The sequence below is a fragment of the Labrys sp. LIt4 genome (assembly GCF_017813775.1).
In the GTDB taxonomy this organism is placed as follows: domain Bacteria; phylum Pseudomonadota; class Alphaproteobacteria; order Rhizobiales; family Labraceae; genus Labrys; species Labrys okinawensis_A.
This window is the reverse complement of the sequence record NZ_JAGIPY010000002.1, coordinates 18,754-33,914: the sequence shown is the minus strand read 5'-3', so window position 1 is coordinate 33,914 and position 15,161 is coordinate 18,754. Positions and strand designations below refer to the sequence as shown.

Annotated in this window: 12 protein-coding genes; 1 reads left to right on the top strand and 11 read right to left on the bottom strand. The window is 65.1% G+C overall.

Going from position 1 to position 15,161, the window contains the following annotated elements:
* The first annotated feature begins 194 nt into the window (after positions 1-194).
* Positions 195-2,486, top strand: a complete 2,292-nt coding sequence (locus J8I29_RS03145; RefSeq protein ID WP_209430600.1) for an ATP-binding protein — start codon at positions 195-197, stop codon at positions 2,484-2,486.
* 37 nt (positions 2,487-2,523) lie between these two features.
* Here J8I29_RS03145 and J8I29_RS03140 read toward each other — a convergent pair whose 3' ends face one another.
* The 11 genes from J8I29_RS03140 to J8I29_RS03090 form a co-directional block, all read right to left on the bottom strand.
* Positions 2,524-2,742 (bottom strand): hypothetical protein, encoded by a 219-nt coding sequence (locus J8I29_RS03140; protein ID WP_105861757.1) that lies wholly within the window; start codon positions 2,740-2,742, stop codon positions 2,524-2,526.
* Positions 2,739-3,044 carry an ATP-dependent Clp protease adapter ClpS gene (gene clpS, locus J8I29_RS03135; RefSeq protein ID WP_105861756.1) on the bottom strand — a complete coding sequence of 102 codons (306 nt, stop codon included), beginning with the start codon at positions 3,042-3,044 and terminating at the stop codon, positions 2,739-2,741. The genes J8I29_RS03140 and clpS overlap by 4 nt, the downstream gene beginning before the upstream one ends.
* Before the next feature lie 132 nt (positions 3,045-3,176).
* Complete coding sequence (locus J8I29_RS03130; protein WP_209430599.1) at positions 3,177-6,074, bottom strand: bifunctional [glutamine synthetase] adenylyltransferase/[glutamine synthetase]-adenylyl-L-tyrosine phosphorylase; 2,898 nt, start codon at positions 6,072-6,074, stop codon at positions 3,177-3,179.
* A gap of 138 nt (positions 6,075-6,212) precedes the next feature.
* The gene (locus tag J8I29_RS03125) at positions 6,213-7,661 is read right to left on the bottom strand and encodes an ATP-binding protein (protein WP_105861979.1); all 1,449 of its coding nucleotides are present in this window, start codon (positions 7,659-7,661) and stop codon (positions 6,213-6,215) included.
* Positions 7,662-7,835: 174 nt separating this feature from the next.
* Positions 7,836-8,516, bottom strand: coding sequence for a response regulator transcription factor (locus J8I29_RS03120; RefSeq protein ID WP_105861754.1), 681 nt, complete (start codon positions 8,514-8,516; stop codon positions 7,836-7,838).
* Between the two features lie 245 nt (positions 8,517-8,761).
* Entirely contained in the window at positions 8,762-10,282 is a 1,521-nt protein-coding gene (locus tag J8I29_RS03115) for a Do family serine endopeptidase (RefSeq protein WP_245196629.1), read from the bottom strand.
* A gap of 237 nt (positions 10,283-10,519) precedes the next feature.
* Entirely contained in the window at positions 10,520-10,978 is a 459-nt protein-coding gene (locus tag J8I29_RS03110) for a cytochrome c-type biogenesis protein (protein ID WP_209430598.1), read from the bottom strand.
* A gap of 3 nt (positions 10,979-10,981) precedes the next feature.
* A complete protein-coding gene (locus tag J8I29_RS03105; protein WP_209430597.1) occupies positions 10,982-12,967 on the bottom strand; it encodes a heme lyase CcmF/NrfE family subunit in 1,986 nt (661 codons plus the stop codon).
* Positions 12,964-13,419 (bottom strand): cytochrome c maturation protein CcmE, encoded by a 456-nt coding sequence (gene ccmE, locus J8I29_RS03100; protein WP_105861750.1) that lies wholly within the window; start codon positions 13,417-13,419, stop codon positions 12,964-12,966. The genes J8I29_RS03105 and ccmE overlap by 4 nt, the downstream gene beginning before the upstream one ends.
* The gene (gene ccmI, locus J8I29_RS03095) at positions 13,416-14,543 is read right to left on the bottom strand and encodes a c-type cytochrome biogenesis protein CcmI (RefSeq protein ID WP_105861749.1); all 1,128 of its coding nucleotides are present in this window, start codon (positions 14,541-14,543) and stop codon (positions 13,416-13,418) included. Before ccmI ends, ccmE begins: the two co-directional genes overlap by 4 nt.
* 209 nt (positions 14,544-14,752) lie before the next feature.
* Positions 14,753-15,151 carry a hypothetical protein gene (locus J8I29_RS03090; RefSeq protein ID WP_105861748.1) on the bottom strand — a complete coding sequence of 133 codons (399 nt, stop codon included), beginning with the start codon at positions 15,149-15,151 and terminating at the stop codon, positions 14,753-14,755.
* Between the last annotated feature and the right edge of the window lie 10 nt (positions 15,152-15,161).

Below are 15,161 nucleotides of genomic sequence, written 5' to 3'. Positions count from 1 at the left end.
TCAAGATTTTGTCTTGAATCGGGCGCGAATTCTTCGCTTTTCAGCCGCAAACGGACACAAATAATTAAAAAAGTGTTCACGGCGACTCTAGACAAATCACGTGAAGGTTGATTCTTATAGCCTTATCGATTCGGGGGCGGTGATGACCATCTGCCCTATCGCAAATTCTCAGATAAGGCTGGAAGGGCTAAGCAATGGCGCGTGCAAACGCGACACATGCGTCTTTGCGCGCGCCGGGGATCCGGGGCCTTGCGAAGACACTGGTCTGTCCAACCTATCGGCGACTGATCGGACTTGAACCGATCCTGCGCAAGGCCGTGCCCTTGCTGATCATCGCCTTTCTCACCGTCATTGCCCTCGCCGCCTTCATCCAGGCCCGGGACAGCCGCCGGCAAGCCATGCAGGATGCCGGGCGCAACCTCGATCTCATCGTCTCGGCCGCCGCGGCGCAGCTGAGCGCAATCGTCGCCCAGAGCGGCCGGGTGCCGACCCGTGCCGCGATCACCGCTCCCGAGCACACCCTTCTTGCGGTGATCACGCCGCAGGGGCGCCTGGTCAACGACAATGGCGATGTCGCCGGCCTGATCGGTGCAATCGGCGATCGCGTCAGCGGCCGGTCGACCGTCACGGTCGGCGGCACCGCCATGCTTGCCTCGATCGGCACCAGCGAAAGCCTGCGCATCGTCGCGGCCAGGCCGATCGACGATATCCTGGAGGGCTGGTACGCCCTGAGCGGTCGTCTGCTCGTCTTCACCACCACGACCGGCGGCGTGCTGCTGATCCTGGGCTTCGCCTATTACTGGCAGGCCTCGCGGGCGCGCCGGGCCGACGACATCTACAACAATGTGCGCAACCGCCTGGAAACCGCGCTCAGCCGCGGGCGTTCGGGCCTGTGGGACTGGGATCTCGAAGCCGGGCGCGTGTTCTGGTCGGATTCGATGTTCCATCTGCTCGGCTATGAGCCGCAGGACGATCTTCTCGTCCACAGCGACATCGATCGGCTCATTCATATCGACGATGGCGGCTTGCGCTCCCTCTCCGCCGAGTTGCTGGCCAAGGACCCACCGCTTGCCATCGACCGGCGCTTCCGCATGCGCTGCGCCAATGGGGAATGGATCTTCGTGCGCGTGCGCGGCGAGCTGGTCTACGGCCCGCAGGGCAATAAGCGGCTGATCGGCATCGTCGTCGACGAGACCGAGGAGCGCCGCTTCGCAGAGCACACCAAGCGGGCGGATCTGCGCCTGCGGGACGCCATCGAGACCATCTCGGAAGCTTTCGTCCTGTGGGACGCCGGCAACCGCCTGGTGATCTGCAATTCCAAATTCCAGGCCCTGCATAATCTGCCGGATGGCCTGGTCCGTCCCGGCACCCATTACAGCGCCATCGTCGAGGCCGGCTCCCAACCGGTGGTGCGCACCAACATGTCCCCCAACGCCCCGATCGAGCGGGGGGCGCGCACCTTCGAAGCCCAGCTCCAGGATGGCCGCTGGCTCACCATCAACGAACGGCGCACCAAGGATGGTGGTTATGTCTCCGTCGGCACCGACATCACCTCGCTGAAGGAACAGCAGACCCGGCTGATGGACAGCGAGCGCAGCCTGATCGGCATGATTGCCGACCTCAAGCGTTCCCGGCAGGTCCTCGAACGCCAGACCCAAGAATTGGCCGAGCTCGCGGAAAAATATGCCGAGGAGAAGATCAAGGCCGAGTCCGCCAACCGGGCCAAATCGGAATTCCTCGCCAATATGAGCCATGAGCTGCGCACACCGCTCAATGCCATCATCGGCTTTTCCGAATTGATGGAAAACGGCACCTTCGGCGCGCTCGGCCAGCCGCGCTATGTCGGCTATTGCAAGGACATCAACGACAGCGGGCGCTATCTCCTGAACTTCGTGGATGACATCCTCGAAATGTCGAAGATCGAGGCGGGCGAGGTCACGCTGCAACGCGAACTGGTGGCGGCCGACAGGCTGCTCGGCGATCTTCTGCGATCTATCCGCCCGGAGGCGGAAGCCAAGAAGCTCAGCCTCCACCCCTCTTGGAGCAATGGCGTCAACCTGCAGGCCGATCGCCGCGCCCTGCGCCTGATCATGAACAATCTTCTGTCCAATGCCATCAAGTTCACGCCGGAGGGGGGCAGGATCGGCGTGCGCATCCGTCAGCACGGCGAGCGGATCGCCCTCTATGTCGAGGATTCAGGCATCGGCATACCGGCGGAGGCGATCGGCAAACTGGGCCGGCCTTTCGAGCAGGTCCAGACCCAGTTCACCAAGACGCATAAGGGATCGGGCCTCGGCCTTTCCATCGCAAAATCGCTGGCGGAGCTGCATGGCGGCTCAATCCGTATTCGCTCCTCCCTGGGCGTCGGCACCGTCGTCATGGTGGTGCTGCCGGTCGAAGCGACGCGTCCGGCGGTCGAACCGGCCACGCCTGTCCTGATGCGGTCCGTACCGACACGGGCTGCATCGGCAGCCTTGCTGCACTGACATCGCTGCCCAACCGCCTCGGCCAGCTTCTACCCGGTCAGGCTTGGCCGCTGCTTCCCTCACCGGCTCCGCGCGCGCCATCCATCTGCTGCTGCAGCGCTGCCAGCCGGGCCTCCTGGGCCGCGATGCGGTCGGCCAGGAGGTCCTCGTTGGCGGCTCCCGAAGATGCCGCCGCCTGCTCCATCAACTGGCGGATGTTCTCGCGGATGATCGCGATCTCGGCATCATAGGACTGTGTCGTGCGAGGCGTGCTCATTCTTCCGGCTCCGTCGTGAACAACAGGGGATAGCCCTGGCTGCGCGCCATCTCCGTCGCTCGGGTAGCCTTCGTCTCGGCAATGTCGCGCGCGAACACGGCCACCACGCAGACGCCTCTTTGATGGGCGGTAAGCATAACGCGGTAAGCCTGTGACTCGTTCATGCGAAATTCGGCCTTGAGCACGACCACGACGAATTCCCGGGGCGTATAGTCGTCATTGACCAGGATGACCTTGTGCAGCCGCGGCCGCTGGGTCTTCCGGTCGGTCCTCGTCCGAGGGCGAAGGTCGGTGTCACTCATTGGCAGAAATCTCCCAATGACGGCTCCCAGGCGGGAGCGATGATCGACGATATTCTTCCACGTCCCGGCGGTAAAATCGAGCCCGCTCGGAGGAGGGCGGGGATGAAGGGGCGGCGCCCCCGGGCAGCAGGCCTACGTCCCTCCGACGATCTGTCTGAAGACATCCCGCACCTGCGTCTGCGTCACGCCGATGACGGCGTTGAGTTCGTCGAAATCGCTGCAGTCGGCCACGCGGCTGAGCAGGATCTTGCCGCTCTCGGAGGTCTTGTCCGGATCGAGAGTGCCGCCGACGCAAAAACGGATCACCTGGGAGAGAGCCGTATAGAGCCGCCAGGCTTCGAGGAGACGCCGATGCGCCGTCTTGGTGAGCACTCCGGCTTCCAAAGCCTTGTCGAGGGCCCTGCCGGTATTGACATCGAGCATGCCGGGATGCTCGGCCGCATGCAGGAGCTGCAGGGTCTGAGCGATGAATTCGATATCCACCAGGCCGCCCGGCGCATTCTTCAGGTCCCAGGACCCGCGCCCGCCCTTCTCGCTTTCGAGCAAGGCCCGCATCTCCGCGACGTCCGTGAGAATCTTGCGGGGCTCACGCTCGACGGCGAGGATCCCGGCGATCGTTTCCTCGATCAGCCGCCCGAATTCGGCATCCCCCGCCACGATGCGCGCCCGCGTCATCGCCATATGCTCCCAGGTCCAGGCTTCCTTGAGCTGGTATTCCCTGAACCCGTCGATATGGATGGCGACCGGCCCTTTCTGCCCGGAGGGGCGCAGCCGCATGTCGACGGAGAAGGCCGTCCCTTCTCCCGTCGGAGCCGAGAGCGCGGCGATCAGCCTCTGGGTCAGCCTGGCGAACCAAACGGAAGGCGCGATCGCGCGCGGCCCGTCCGTTTCAATGGCATCGGGATCGTGGTCATAGAGCACGATCAGATCGAGATCGGAGGATGAGGTCAGCTCCCGCCCGCCGAACTTGCCCATGGCGAGGATGCCGACGCGGGCGCCAGGCGGGCTGCCATGAGCCTGCTTCAGCTCGGCGATGACGAGGTCGAGCAAGGCCCTGACCACCGCCTGTGCCAGGGCGGTGATCTGCTCGCCGACCAGCAGGGGATCGAGCTCCCCGGACAGCAGGCGCGCGCCGAGCACGAAAATGCGCTCGCGCACGAAGATCCGCACCAGGTCGAGCTTGTCCTCATAGCTCTCGCCCGTCGCCAGCGCGCCGGCGAGGCGAGAATCGATCCAGGCCTGAGCGTCATCTCCCTCGGCGCCATGATCGAGCAGGCCGTCCAGCGCGTGGGGACGCCGCACCAGCACCTCGGCGAGGCGCGGCGCTACGCCGAGCACGCGCGCAAGCACGGAAAACAGCTTGGCGTTGTTGCGCAGGATCGAAAAGAGCTGGTAGCCCGACGGCATACGGGCGAGCAGCCCGTCGAACACGAACAGAGCCTTGTCGGGCCGGCCCTCCTTGGCCAGCGCCTGCAGCAAGGCGGGCGTGAGCTCGGTGAGATCCTCGCGCGCCTTGGCCGAGCGCATGGCGGGGTAGCGCCCATGATGCCAGCCACGGATCATCTCCGCCACCTGCGACGGCGAGGCATAGCCCAGGCGCTCCAGGGTCTTCAGCGTCTCAGGATCATTCTCCTTGCCGGTGAAAACCAGGCTGCCGACATCGCTGGCGAGCGGCGCCGAGGCCTCGAACAGGCGGGCATAATGCCGCTGGACAGTCTCCAGGCGGGCGATCAGCGCCTTTGAAAGGGCTTCGACATCGGCATAACCGGCAAAGCGGGCAAACTCCACGAGCGCCTGTTTCTCCGCCGGCAGGCTATGGGTCTGCTCGTCAGCCATCATTTGCAGGCGATGCTCGAGCCCGCGCAGAAAGTCATAGGCCTCCGTCAGTTCGTCGCGTGCCTCGGGCGTGATCCAGCGGGCTTCCTGCAGGGCGGCGAGCATGGCGACGGTGCCGCGTCCGCGCAGATCGGGATTGCGGCCGCCGGCGATGAGTTGCTGGGTCTGCACGAAGAACTCGATCTCCCGGATGCCGCCGCGACCGAGCTTGAGATTATGTCCGGCAACGGCGATGGCCTCATGGCCCTTATGGGCGTGGATCTGCCGCTTCATGGCATGCACATCGGCAATGGCGGCATAATCGAGATGACGCCGCCAGATGAAGGGCACCAGCCCGGCGAGGAAGCGCTCGCCCAGCGCGATGTCACCGGCGCAGGGCCGCGCCTTGATCATCGCCGCCCGCTCCCAGTTCTGCCCGACGCTTTCATAATAGCCATAGGCGGCGGGAAGCGAGATCGCGATCGCGGTGGCCCCAGGATCGGGTCGCAGACGCAGGTCCACCCGGAAGACATAGCCATCGGCCGTGCGCTCGGACAACAGCTTGACCAGCCCCTGCGTCAGACGCACGAAAAAGGGCGCCGGCTCCAGCCCGTCGCGCAGGGGCGCCGTTTCGGGATCGTAGAGAACGATCATGTCGATATCGGATGAATAATTGAGCTCGAACGCCCCCTGCTTGCCCATCGCCAATGCCACGAGGCCGCAATCCCGGTCGGGATTTTCAGGATCGGGCGGCAGGAAGCGGCCTGCGGCAATTGCCTCGCGCAGCAGGAAACGCAAAGCCAGCGTCGCACTTTCATCGGCCACGCGAGTCAGGGCGGCCGTGACCTCGGCAAGGCGCCAGACGCAGCCGAGATCGGCGATGCCGATCAGCAAGGCCGCTTCCTGCTTGAGCAGCCGCAGCGCCCGCATGGCCTCGGCCATATCGGCTGCGGCGCTGCACTGCGCCCTGGCACGGGCGATCGCCTCTTCGAGCACGGCTGCGGGGGTGCCTGCCAGAATGCGTTCCAGGCGGGCGGGATCGGCCAGGGCCAGGCCCCACAGGAAGGGCGAAGCGGTGGCGAGCCCGGCCAGCACGGCATGACCCGCCCCGCCTTCCATCGCCGCGGCCACGGCCGGTTGGGCCCCCGGATCCAGCGCCTGCGCCAGATCGGCGAAGCGAGCTTTGACGCGACGTTTGTCTTCAATGGGAATCATCGTCGTCGCCTCGCCCTGCTTTCACGCTCTTGGTGTCGTTCCTTCGCGATAGCATTGGCCCAAACGATCCGCATGCGCAAATGGCCGGCTTCGGACGCCGGCATCACGATCCTGCATGCCTCGAAACGGGTGTTCGGTTCAGGAGCGAACACGCAGACCGGGGCGACGCAGGGCGAGCTTGGATGGGGTCGGCTCCTCGGTAGGCCTGTCGGGCAGTTCCAGCACCACGCGCAAACCCGGCTGGTTGTCCTCCAGACGGATAGTGCCGCCATGCAGCTTCACCATGGCGGAGACGAGCGCCAGGCCAAGGCCGGACCCGGGGCGCGTGCGGCTCGATTCCAGCCGCACGAAGCGCTCCAGCACCCTCTGCCGGTCGGCCTGGGGAATACCGGCGCCATGGTCGGCCACGCTGAGAATGACGCGTCCTTCGCGCTTCTCGGCCGCGATCGTCACGTCGCCGGCCGGCCCGCCTTCCTCCTTGGGGCTGTATTTGAGGGCATTGTCGATGAGATTGGCCAGCGCCTGGCTGACCAGTTCCCGATTGCCGCGCAACAGCAAGGGCGACTTCGCCGCCACCACGATCCTGGCACCGCTCTCCTCGGCAACGGGTTCGTAGAGCTCCGCCACCGCGTGCACGGCCTCGGCGACGTCAAACTCGCTGAGCGCCCCGTCGATACGGCCGCCCTCCGCCCGCGCGATCATCAGGAGGGCGTTGAAGGTGCCGATGAGCCCCTCCGACTCCTCGATGGTACGGTCGAGCGCGGCGCGATAGGCATCCTCGTCCTTCGCCGTTCGCAACGCTTCCTCGGCGTGATTGCGCAGGCGTGTCAACGGCGTCTTGAGATCATGGGCGATGTTGTCGGAAACTTCCTTGAGGCCCGCCATCAGTTCCTGGATGCGATCCAGCATGGCATTGGTCGTCGAGGCCAGCCGGTCGAATTCATCGTCCGTCCCGGCGACCTTGAGGCGGCGGCCGAGGTCGCCATCCATGATGGAACGGCTGGTCGCGTTGATATCATCGAGGCGATGCAGCACTCGCCGCGCCACGAACCAGCCGCCGGCCACGCCCAGCAGCATGATCAGGCCGACTGACCACAGCGCCGCGTTGAACATGATCGCACGCACGCGGCTCTGCTCGTCGAGATCCAGGCCGACCAGCAGCTTGTAGCCGTCCTGCAAGGCAAAAACGCGCACCAGCGCCGTACGCGGGCCTGCCTTGCCGCCGTCGTCGCGACGGTAGGGAATATTGCTGAGACCCGGCTTGTCGAGCACGCCATCGGGCAGTTCGCTGACATTGCCGACGAGCGCTTCCCCCTGCGGCGTGGTGAGCAGGTAGAGCAGCGAGCCAGGCCGGCGGGTACGGGCCTCGATGGTGGAGGCCAGCAGCATCACGCCGCCCTGGGCATATTCGTCACTGAGGCTGTTGATCTCGGCATTGATGGAATTGCTGATCTGCGAGCCGAGCAGACGCTGCGCATTCCAGAAGAAATAGCCCAGCAGCGAGGCCGCGAACAGCGTGAAGACCAGCAGATAGGCGGCCATCAGCTTGAAGGCCGTGGTTCGGATCAATTTCCGCAGTCCGGTCACGGCCAATCTTTCCGAAACGATGTCATCCCGCGCGCGCTACGGCATGCAATGCCGCTCCGCAGACGCGGGATCGCGCTGATATTGCGTATCACAGTCTTGCCGTCCCGGATCACAATCTTGCGGCCCCGGATCCGCGCCGCATCGCTTGTGATGCCGCTTGTCCGGGATGACCACTTATTTCGCACTGTCGCGGATCATATACCCCGCCCCGCGAATGGTGTGCAGCAACGGCTTGTCGAAGCCCTTGTCGAGCTTGGAGCGCAGGCGCGACACATGAACGTCGATGACATTGGTGCCGGGGTCGAAATGGTAGTCCCAGACATGTTCGAGCAGCATGGTGCGCGTCACCACCTGGCCGGCATTCTTCATCAGATATTCGAGCAGCCGGAATTCGCGGGGCTGGAGGTCGATCTCCTCCCCTGCCCGCTTGACCACATGGGACAGGCGGTCGAGTTCGAGATCGCCGACCCGATAGACCGTCTCCTCGCCTTTGCCGGGCCGCCGGCGCGACAGCACCTCCACACGAGCCAGGAGTTCGGAGAAGGCATAGGGCTTGGGCAGATAGTCGTCGCCACCGGCGCGCAGGCCCTTGACCCTGTCATCGACCTCGCCCAGCGCGGACAGGATCAGGGCCGGTGTCTGCGTGCCTTCGAGGCGCAGGCGGGAGATCATCGAAAGGCCATCGAGCTTGGGCAGCATGCGATCGACGATCAGCACGTCATAGGGGCCGTCCTTGGCCATGGCATAGCCGCTCAAGCCATCGGCGGCATGATCCGCGACATGTCCCGCTTCCGAGAAGGCCTTGACCAGGTAGGCAGCTGCGTCGCGGTCGTCCTCGACGATCAGAATACGCATTTTGGTTTCAGACTCATTCACGTTTTGAGTTGAAGGCGTCTGAGACGAGCTTTGCCACATTTCAAGGTCACCTCATAGGGCGCAATGATCCGCGCCCGCAGCATTCACGCTGATGTTTTCAAGAATGCACCCCCAATCCCGATCCCCTCCGGCCGAAGTGAACAGGATCGGAGGTGGCCAGGATCGGGCCAAAAGGCCGATGCGACCGCCCGTGACGGGCAGCCGCACCGGTGCTTCACCTCGGATCAGGCCTTGCCGATCGGCAGGGCGACAAAGTGCAGGCCGTCATTGTTCTTCACGCGCAGCAGCACGGTACGCTTGGAGTCGGCTCTGGCGCTGGAGAGAATCTCCCGGACCTCGCGCACATTGCTGACCGGCTTGCCGGCAATGTCGAGGATGACGTCGCCCGGACGCAGCGATTCGGCCGCGGGGCTACCCGGATCGACATCGGTCACGACCACACCGGCCTTGCCGGCGCCAGCAACGGCGGCGGCCGGCGCGAGCTCAACGCCCAGATTCGCAAGCGAGCTCTTGCCGCCCGTGTCGTCATCGCCCTGTGAACGCGCATCGGCAAGTTGCTTGTCGCCCGGCAGCTTGCTGGTCTCCACCTTGATGCTCTGCTCCTTGCCGTCCCGCCAGACGGTCAGGTCGGCGGTCTCGCCTGGCTTCACATCGGCGATGGCACGGGCAAGCTCACGGGAGTCGCTGACTTCCTTGCCGTTGACGGCCGTGATGGCATCACCCGACTGCAGGCCGGCCTTGGCGGCAGGACCGTTCCTGGTGACGTCGGCGATCAGGGCGCCCGAAGCCTTCTTCAGGCCGATCGAGTCGGCGATATCCTGGGTGACCGGCTGGATCTGCACGCCGATATAGCCACGCGTCACCTGGCCATCCGCCTTGAGCTGCGAGACCACCCGCGAGACGGTCTCGGCCGGAATAGCAAAGCCGATGCCGATCGAACCGCCGGAGGGCGAGTAGATCGCCGTGTTCACGCCAATCACGCGGCCGGAGAGATCGAAGGTCGGGCCGCCCGAATTGCCGCGATTGACGGGAGCGTCGATCTGCAGGAAGTCGTTATAGGTCGAGTTGTTGAGATCGCGGCCACGCGCCGAGACGATGCCAGCGGTCACGGTGCCGCCCAGGCCGTAGGGATTGCCGACCGCCAGGACCCAATCACCCACGCGCGGCTCGTTCTGCATTTCGAGTTCGACAAAGGGGAATTTGCCGGCATCGTCCTGGACCTTGAGCAGGGCCAGATCCGTCTTCGGGTCGACGCCGATCACCTTCGCCGTATAGGTCTTGCCGCCATCGGTGACGACATCGACTTCCTTGGCGTGGTCGACGACGTGATTGTTGGTCACGACATAGCCGTCAGCCGAGATGAAGAAGCCCGAGCCCAGCGCCATGCCGAACTGCTTGCGAGGCCGGCCGGGCTGCATGTTGCCGCCGCCAGGGCCATTGAAGAAGAACTCGAACGGATTGGCCGGCATCCCGTCATTGTCGTCGTCCGAAACGCTGGCATTGGTTTCGGTCTTGACCTTGATGGAAACGACGGCAGGCCGCACCTTCTGCACGATATCAGCAAAGCCCGGTTGGGCGACCTGGCTCTGCGTCTGCGCGAAAGCCGGCGTGACGGATGGCATGACCACGAAGTTGCCGGCAACCGCGCCGGCGACGCCGAGGCCGAACACGGCGGCCAGCAGGCGCGTGCGGCGCCGGGCGAGAATGCCGGCCTTCGGCTTGATGTCATGATCGGATGAATTCATCGTGATAGGCTCCATAATGACTCGGCCTTACGTTGAGAAAGGCCGGTCGCCTTTGCTTCAGCGCCCCCATTCAGCGCCGTTGCCGGTGACAATGCCCTGACCAACATTACGGCTCTTTTTCCGCCGGATTACTCTTTAGTAAGACGCACTTTTCCCGCATGGGAGCATGTTTCGATGCTCGTTCCACGCCATGGCGATACCTTGGCAAGCGGCTGTCGTCGCTGAATCCGAAACGCCTCAGCCGTCCCGCCCCAGAATATCGTCGATCCTGGCCTGCTCATCCGAACTGAGCGGTGCGGGAGAGGCAGCCTGCCGACGCCGCGTCGACAGGAAGATGGCGATACCGCCCAGCAGCAACAATGCCGGTGGCCCCGACCACAGAGCGAGCGTTCGCCATTCCAGAGGTGGCTTCAAGAGGATGAAATCGCCATAGCGGGCAACCAGGAAGTCCTTGACCTCAGCGTCACTGTCGCCGGCCTTCAGGCGCTCGCGCACGAGGATGCGCAGATCCTTGGCGAGCGAGGCGTTCGAATCGTCGATCGATTCATTCTGGCAGACCATGCAGCGCAACTGTGCCGACAGCGCGCGGGCACGCGCCTCGAGGGCCGGGTCGGGCAGAACCTCGTCCGGCTGCACCGCCAGGGCCGGCAGCACCATGAGGCCGAAAAGACAGGCGAGGAGGAAGCGTTTCACCATGGCCTACTCGGCCGGCTGCATGGTCTGGCCAAGCCGGCGCGCCGGCTTGGGTGCTCCGACGCGCAAGCGGCGGTCCGACAGCGATAGCAGGCCGCCGAACGCCATGATCAGGCAACCGAGCCAGATCAAGGTGATCAGAGGCTTGTCGTAGAGCCGCGCCGCAATGGCGCCGTCAGGCAGATTGTCGCCGAGACCGATATAGATCTGGTCGAAACCATGGGTGCTGATGCCCGTTTCCGTCACCGGCATCTGGCGCGCCGGGTAGAAGCGCTTGGAGGACGAAATCCGGCCGATCTCGACACCGTCGCGACGGATCACGAATTTCGCCTCTGTGGCCGTGTAGTTCGAGCCGCGCTTGGGCACCGCGCCGACATAGGTGGCCTGGAAGCGCCCGAAGGTGGCGGTGTCACCCGGCTTCATCGCGACGATGGTTTCCGACTGCCAGGCCGAGGCGGCGACGATGCCCATCAACGTCACGCCGACGCCGAAATGGGCGAAGGCCGTGCCGAAGGCCGAACGCGGCAGGCCCTTCGCCCGGCGCAGGCTGGATCCCAGCGGCTCGCGGAACAGCTTGATGCGCCCGGCTATCTCGACCACCGCCCCCGCCATGATGAAGAAGGCGAGGCCCGCACCGATCGGCGCCAGCACCGGCCCGCCCTGCTTGAGCCACAACGTCACCAGCGCGGCCAGGATGGCGAGGCCGATCGCAGCGCCCAGGCGCTGCATGGCGCCCGCCAGGTCACCGCGCTTCCAGGCCAGGAACGGCCCGAACGGCATCACCACCAGCACCGCGAGCATCAGCGGCCCGAAGGTGAGATCGAAGAAGGGGGGACCGACCGACACCTTGCCGCCCGTCAGTGCCTCCAGCGCCAGCGGGTAAAGCGTGCCGATGAACACGGCAAAGCAGCTCACCGTCAGCAGGAGATTGTTGAGGATCAGCGCGCCCTCGCGCGAGATCGGCGCGAAGATGCCGCCCTGCTTCAAGGCGGAAGCCCGCCAGGCAAACAGGCTGAGGCCGCCGCCGATGAACAGCACCAGGATCGCCAGCATGAACACGCCGCGCCGGGGATCGGTGGCGAATGCATGCACGGAGGTGAGCACGCCCGAACGCACCAGGAAGGTCCCGAGCAGGGAGAGCGAGAAGGTGAGGATGGCCAGCAGGATCGTCCACACCTTAAGGGCGTTGCGCTTTTCCATCACCAGGGCGGAGTGGAGAAGGGCCGTGCCGGCGAGCCAGGGCATCAGCGAGGCGTTCTCGACCGGATCCCAGAACCACCAGCCGCCCCAGCCCAGCTCGTAATAGGCCCAGTATGAACCCATGGCGATGCCCAGCGTCAGGAAGATCCAGGCCAGCAGGATCCAGGGCCGTACCCAGCGTGCCCACGCGGCATCGATGCGCCCCTCGATCAGCGCCGCGGCGGCGAAGGCAAAGGCGATGGAGAAGCCGACATAGCCGAGATAAAGCAGCGGCGGATGGATGGCGAGGCCGATATCCTGCAGGATCGGGTTGAGATCCTGCCCCTGCATCGGCGCCGGCGCCAAGCGGTTGAAGGGATTGGAGGTCAGCAGGATGAAGAGCAGGAAGGCCGTGCTGATCCAGGCCTGCACCGCCAGCACGGTGGCCTTCATGGTCGGCGGCAGGTTTCGACCGAAAGCCGCCACCAAAGCGCCGAAAAAGGCCAGGATGAGGACCCAGAGCAGCATTGAGCCCTCATGGTTTCCCCACACGCCGGTAATCTTGTAGAGCAGCGGCTTGGCCGAATGGGAATTCTCGAACACGTTGGCGAGCGAGAAATCCGAGCTGATATAGGCATGGGTCAGCACGCCGAACGCCACGGCGACGAAGAGAAGCTGGAACAGGGCCGAACTGGTGCCGATGCGCATCAGGCCGAGGTCGCCCGCGCGGGCGCCCCACAGCGGCAGCACCGACTGAATCACGGCGAGCGTCAGCGCGAGGACGAGTGCGTAATGGCCGGCTTCGACGATCATGGCTTCTTCCCGTAGGCGCCGCCCTCTTCCCAATGGCCTTGCGCCTTCAGCGCGTCCGCCACTTCCTTGGGCATGTATTTCTCGTCATGCTTGGCCAGTAGCGTATCGGCCTGGAAGACGCCTGCGCTGTCGACCACGCCCTCGGCCACCACGCCCTGCCCCTCGCGGAAGAGATCGGGCACGATACCCGAATAGACGACCTTGATCGACTTGTTGGTGTCGGTCACCGTAAAGGAGATCTCGGACGCGCTGCCACGCTGCAGGGAGCCCTGCTCCACCAGCCCGCCCAGCCGCCAGCGCTGGCCCGGCGTGGTCTGCTTGCCGACGATGTCGCTCGGGCCGGCGAAATAAGACATGGTGCCGCCCAGGCTGAACAGCACCAGGCCCACCGCAACCGCGAGGACCATACCGGCCGCGCCGATCATCGCCAGACGTCTGCCCTTGCGCGTCATAAACCCAGTGCCTTCGAAAGCTCGTCCATCTGCCTGATGGCGTCGGGCGAATTGGCCAGGGCCTTGCGGGCATCGGCAAGTGCAGTACGGGCATTGTCCGCCTGTCCGAGCACGCTATAGGCCTTGATCAGCTTCATCCATTCCTCGGGGCTGCCCCCTTGTGATTTTAACCGCTCGGACAGCCCGGACACCATGCCCTGGATCATTTTGCCGCGCTCCTCCGGCGTCATCGCCTGGGCGGCCTTGACATCGTCCTGCGAAGGGCCGCGCGCAGCCATATCGGGGGCTGCCTGCGGCTGCCCGCCGACCCTGGCGATTTCCTGCCTCAGAAAGTCCGCGGCATTGGGATTATCGGGGATCAGGGCCTGCCAGGCCTCGACCGCGCCCTTCTTGTCGCCGTCCTGCTCCTTGGCGAGGCCGAGGAAATAGGCCGAGCGGAATTCCTTGGGATCGAGCTTGAGGGCCCGCTGGAAGGCGGCCTTGGCGTCCGCCGTCACCATGCGGTCGGCGGCGGCGACGATGGCGACGCCGAAATTGGCTTCGCGCTCGGCAGTCGATCCCAGCAGCCGCAGCGCATTGGCATAGGCCTGCTTGGCATCCTCGAAACGCTGCTGGCGCAGATAGATCTGGGCCATCAAGTCCCAGCCGCGGCCATCTTCCGGATTCTCCGCCAGCTTGGCTTCCACCCGAGCCACCAATTCATCGAGGGAGGCGTTCTCGATATTGCCGTCCAAGCGGGCGGCCAGAGGCTGGTCGGGGCTCGAGGGCGAGCCGAGATAGGCATAGAGCCCGAGGCTGAGCAGGGGAACTGCGACCAGGACGATAGCCGCGGCAAGCCTGCGCCGCCCGATGGAGGCCTGCCCGGCCGGTTGCCGGCCCTTCTCCGCCTTCTCTCCCTCATCGGCCTCGATGAGGCGGCGGGAGACCTCGATGCGGGCGGCCTGTGCCTCGCTCCTGGCGATCAGCCCGCGCTCCAGATCGCGATCGATCTCGGCCAGTTGGTCCTTGTAGATGGCGACATCGGATGCCTGCGGCGTCGCGGCGCTGCCGCGCTGCGCCAGCGGCCACAGCAATGCCAGTGCTGCAAGGCCGGTCATGGCGGCCAGGGCTATCCAAAGGAGCATTCGAGGTCTCTTGCGCTGGCCATAAGGCCTAATTTGGGCGTTTCAGGCGCGCAGCGACGCATTGTCACCGATTTGTCGCGGACAGCGCCCCTGTCCGCCCAAATCTCGCCGGAGCACGGTGGGTTCATGACCGAACATCTCTTTGCTCCGGTTTGTCGTCTCGACGTGTCACCGCGATTTCTGGCCGTCGCACCCCGCCGCAAAACGCCTCAGCTGTTGACCCAAACGCCATCGGGCTGCCGGCACGCCGTCGAACGGGCGACGGCCGGCACGCCGTCCTTGTAGACGGTCTGGGAATATTGCCGGCACGGGGCCGCGCCCTGGTTCTGCAGCGGGCCGGCGACGACGCTGCCGTGAGTGGTGGCGTTGCTGTCGCTCTTCCAATCGACGCTGACCTTGGCCTTGCCGTCCAGGGCCGTGCGGCGAGCCTGCTCGGCCCGGGCACGATCGGCCGGATCGAGGCCGTCGAGGATCGGCGAATTGCTGGTGGCCGGCGTGGGCGGCGCGGCAGCAACAGTCGGCTGGGTGGTCGAGCCGGTAAGTCCGCATCCTGCCAGCGGCAACGCCACCACAGCCAGGCCGAACAGCTTGACGATCGATTTTGTCATAGGACCCCTG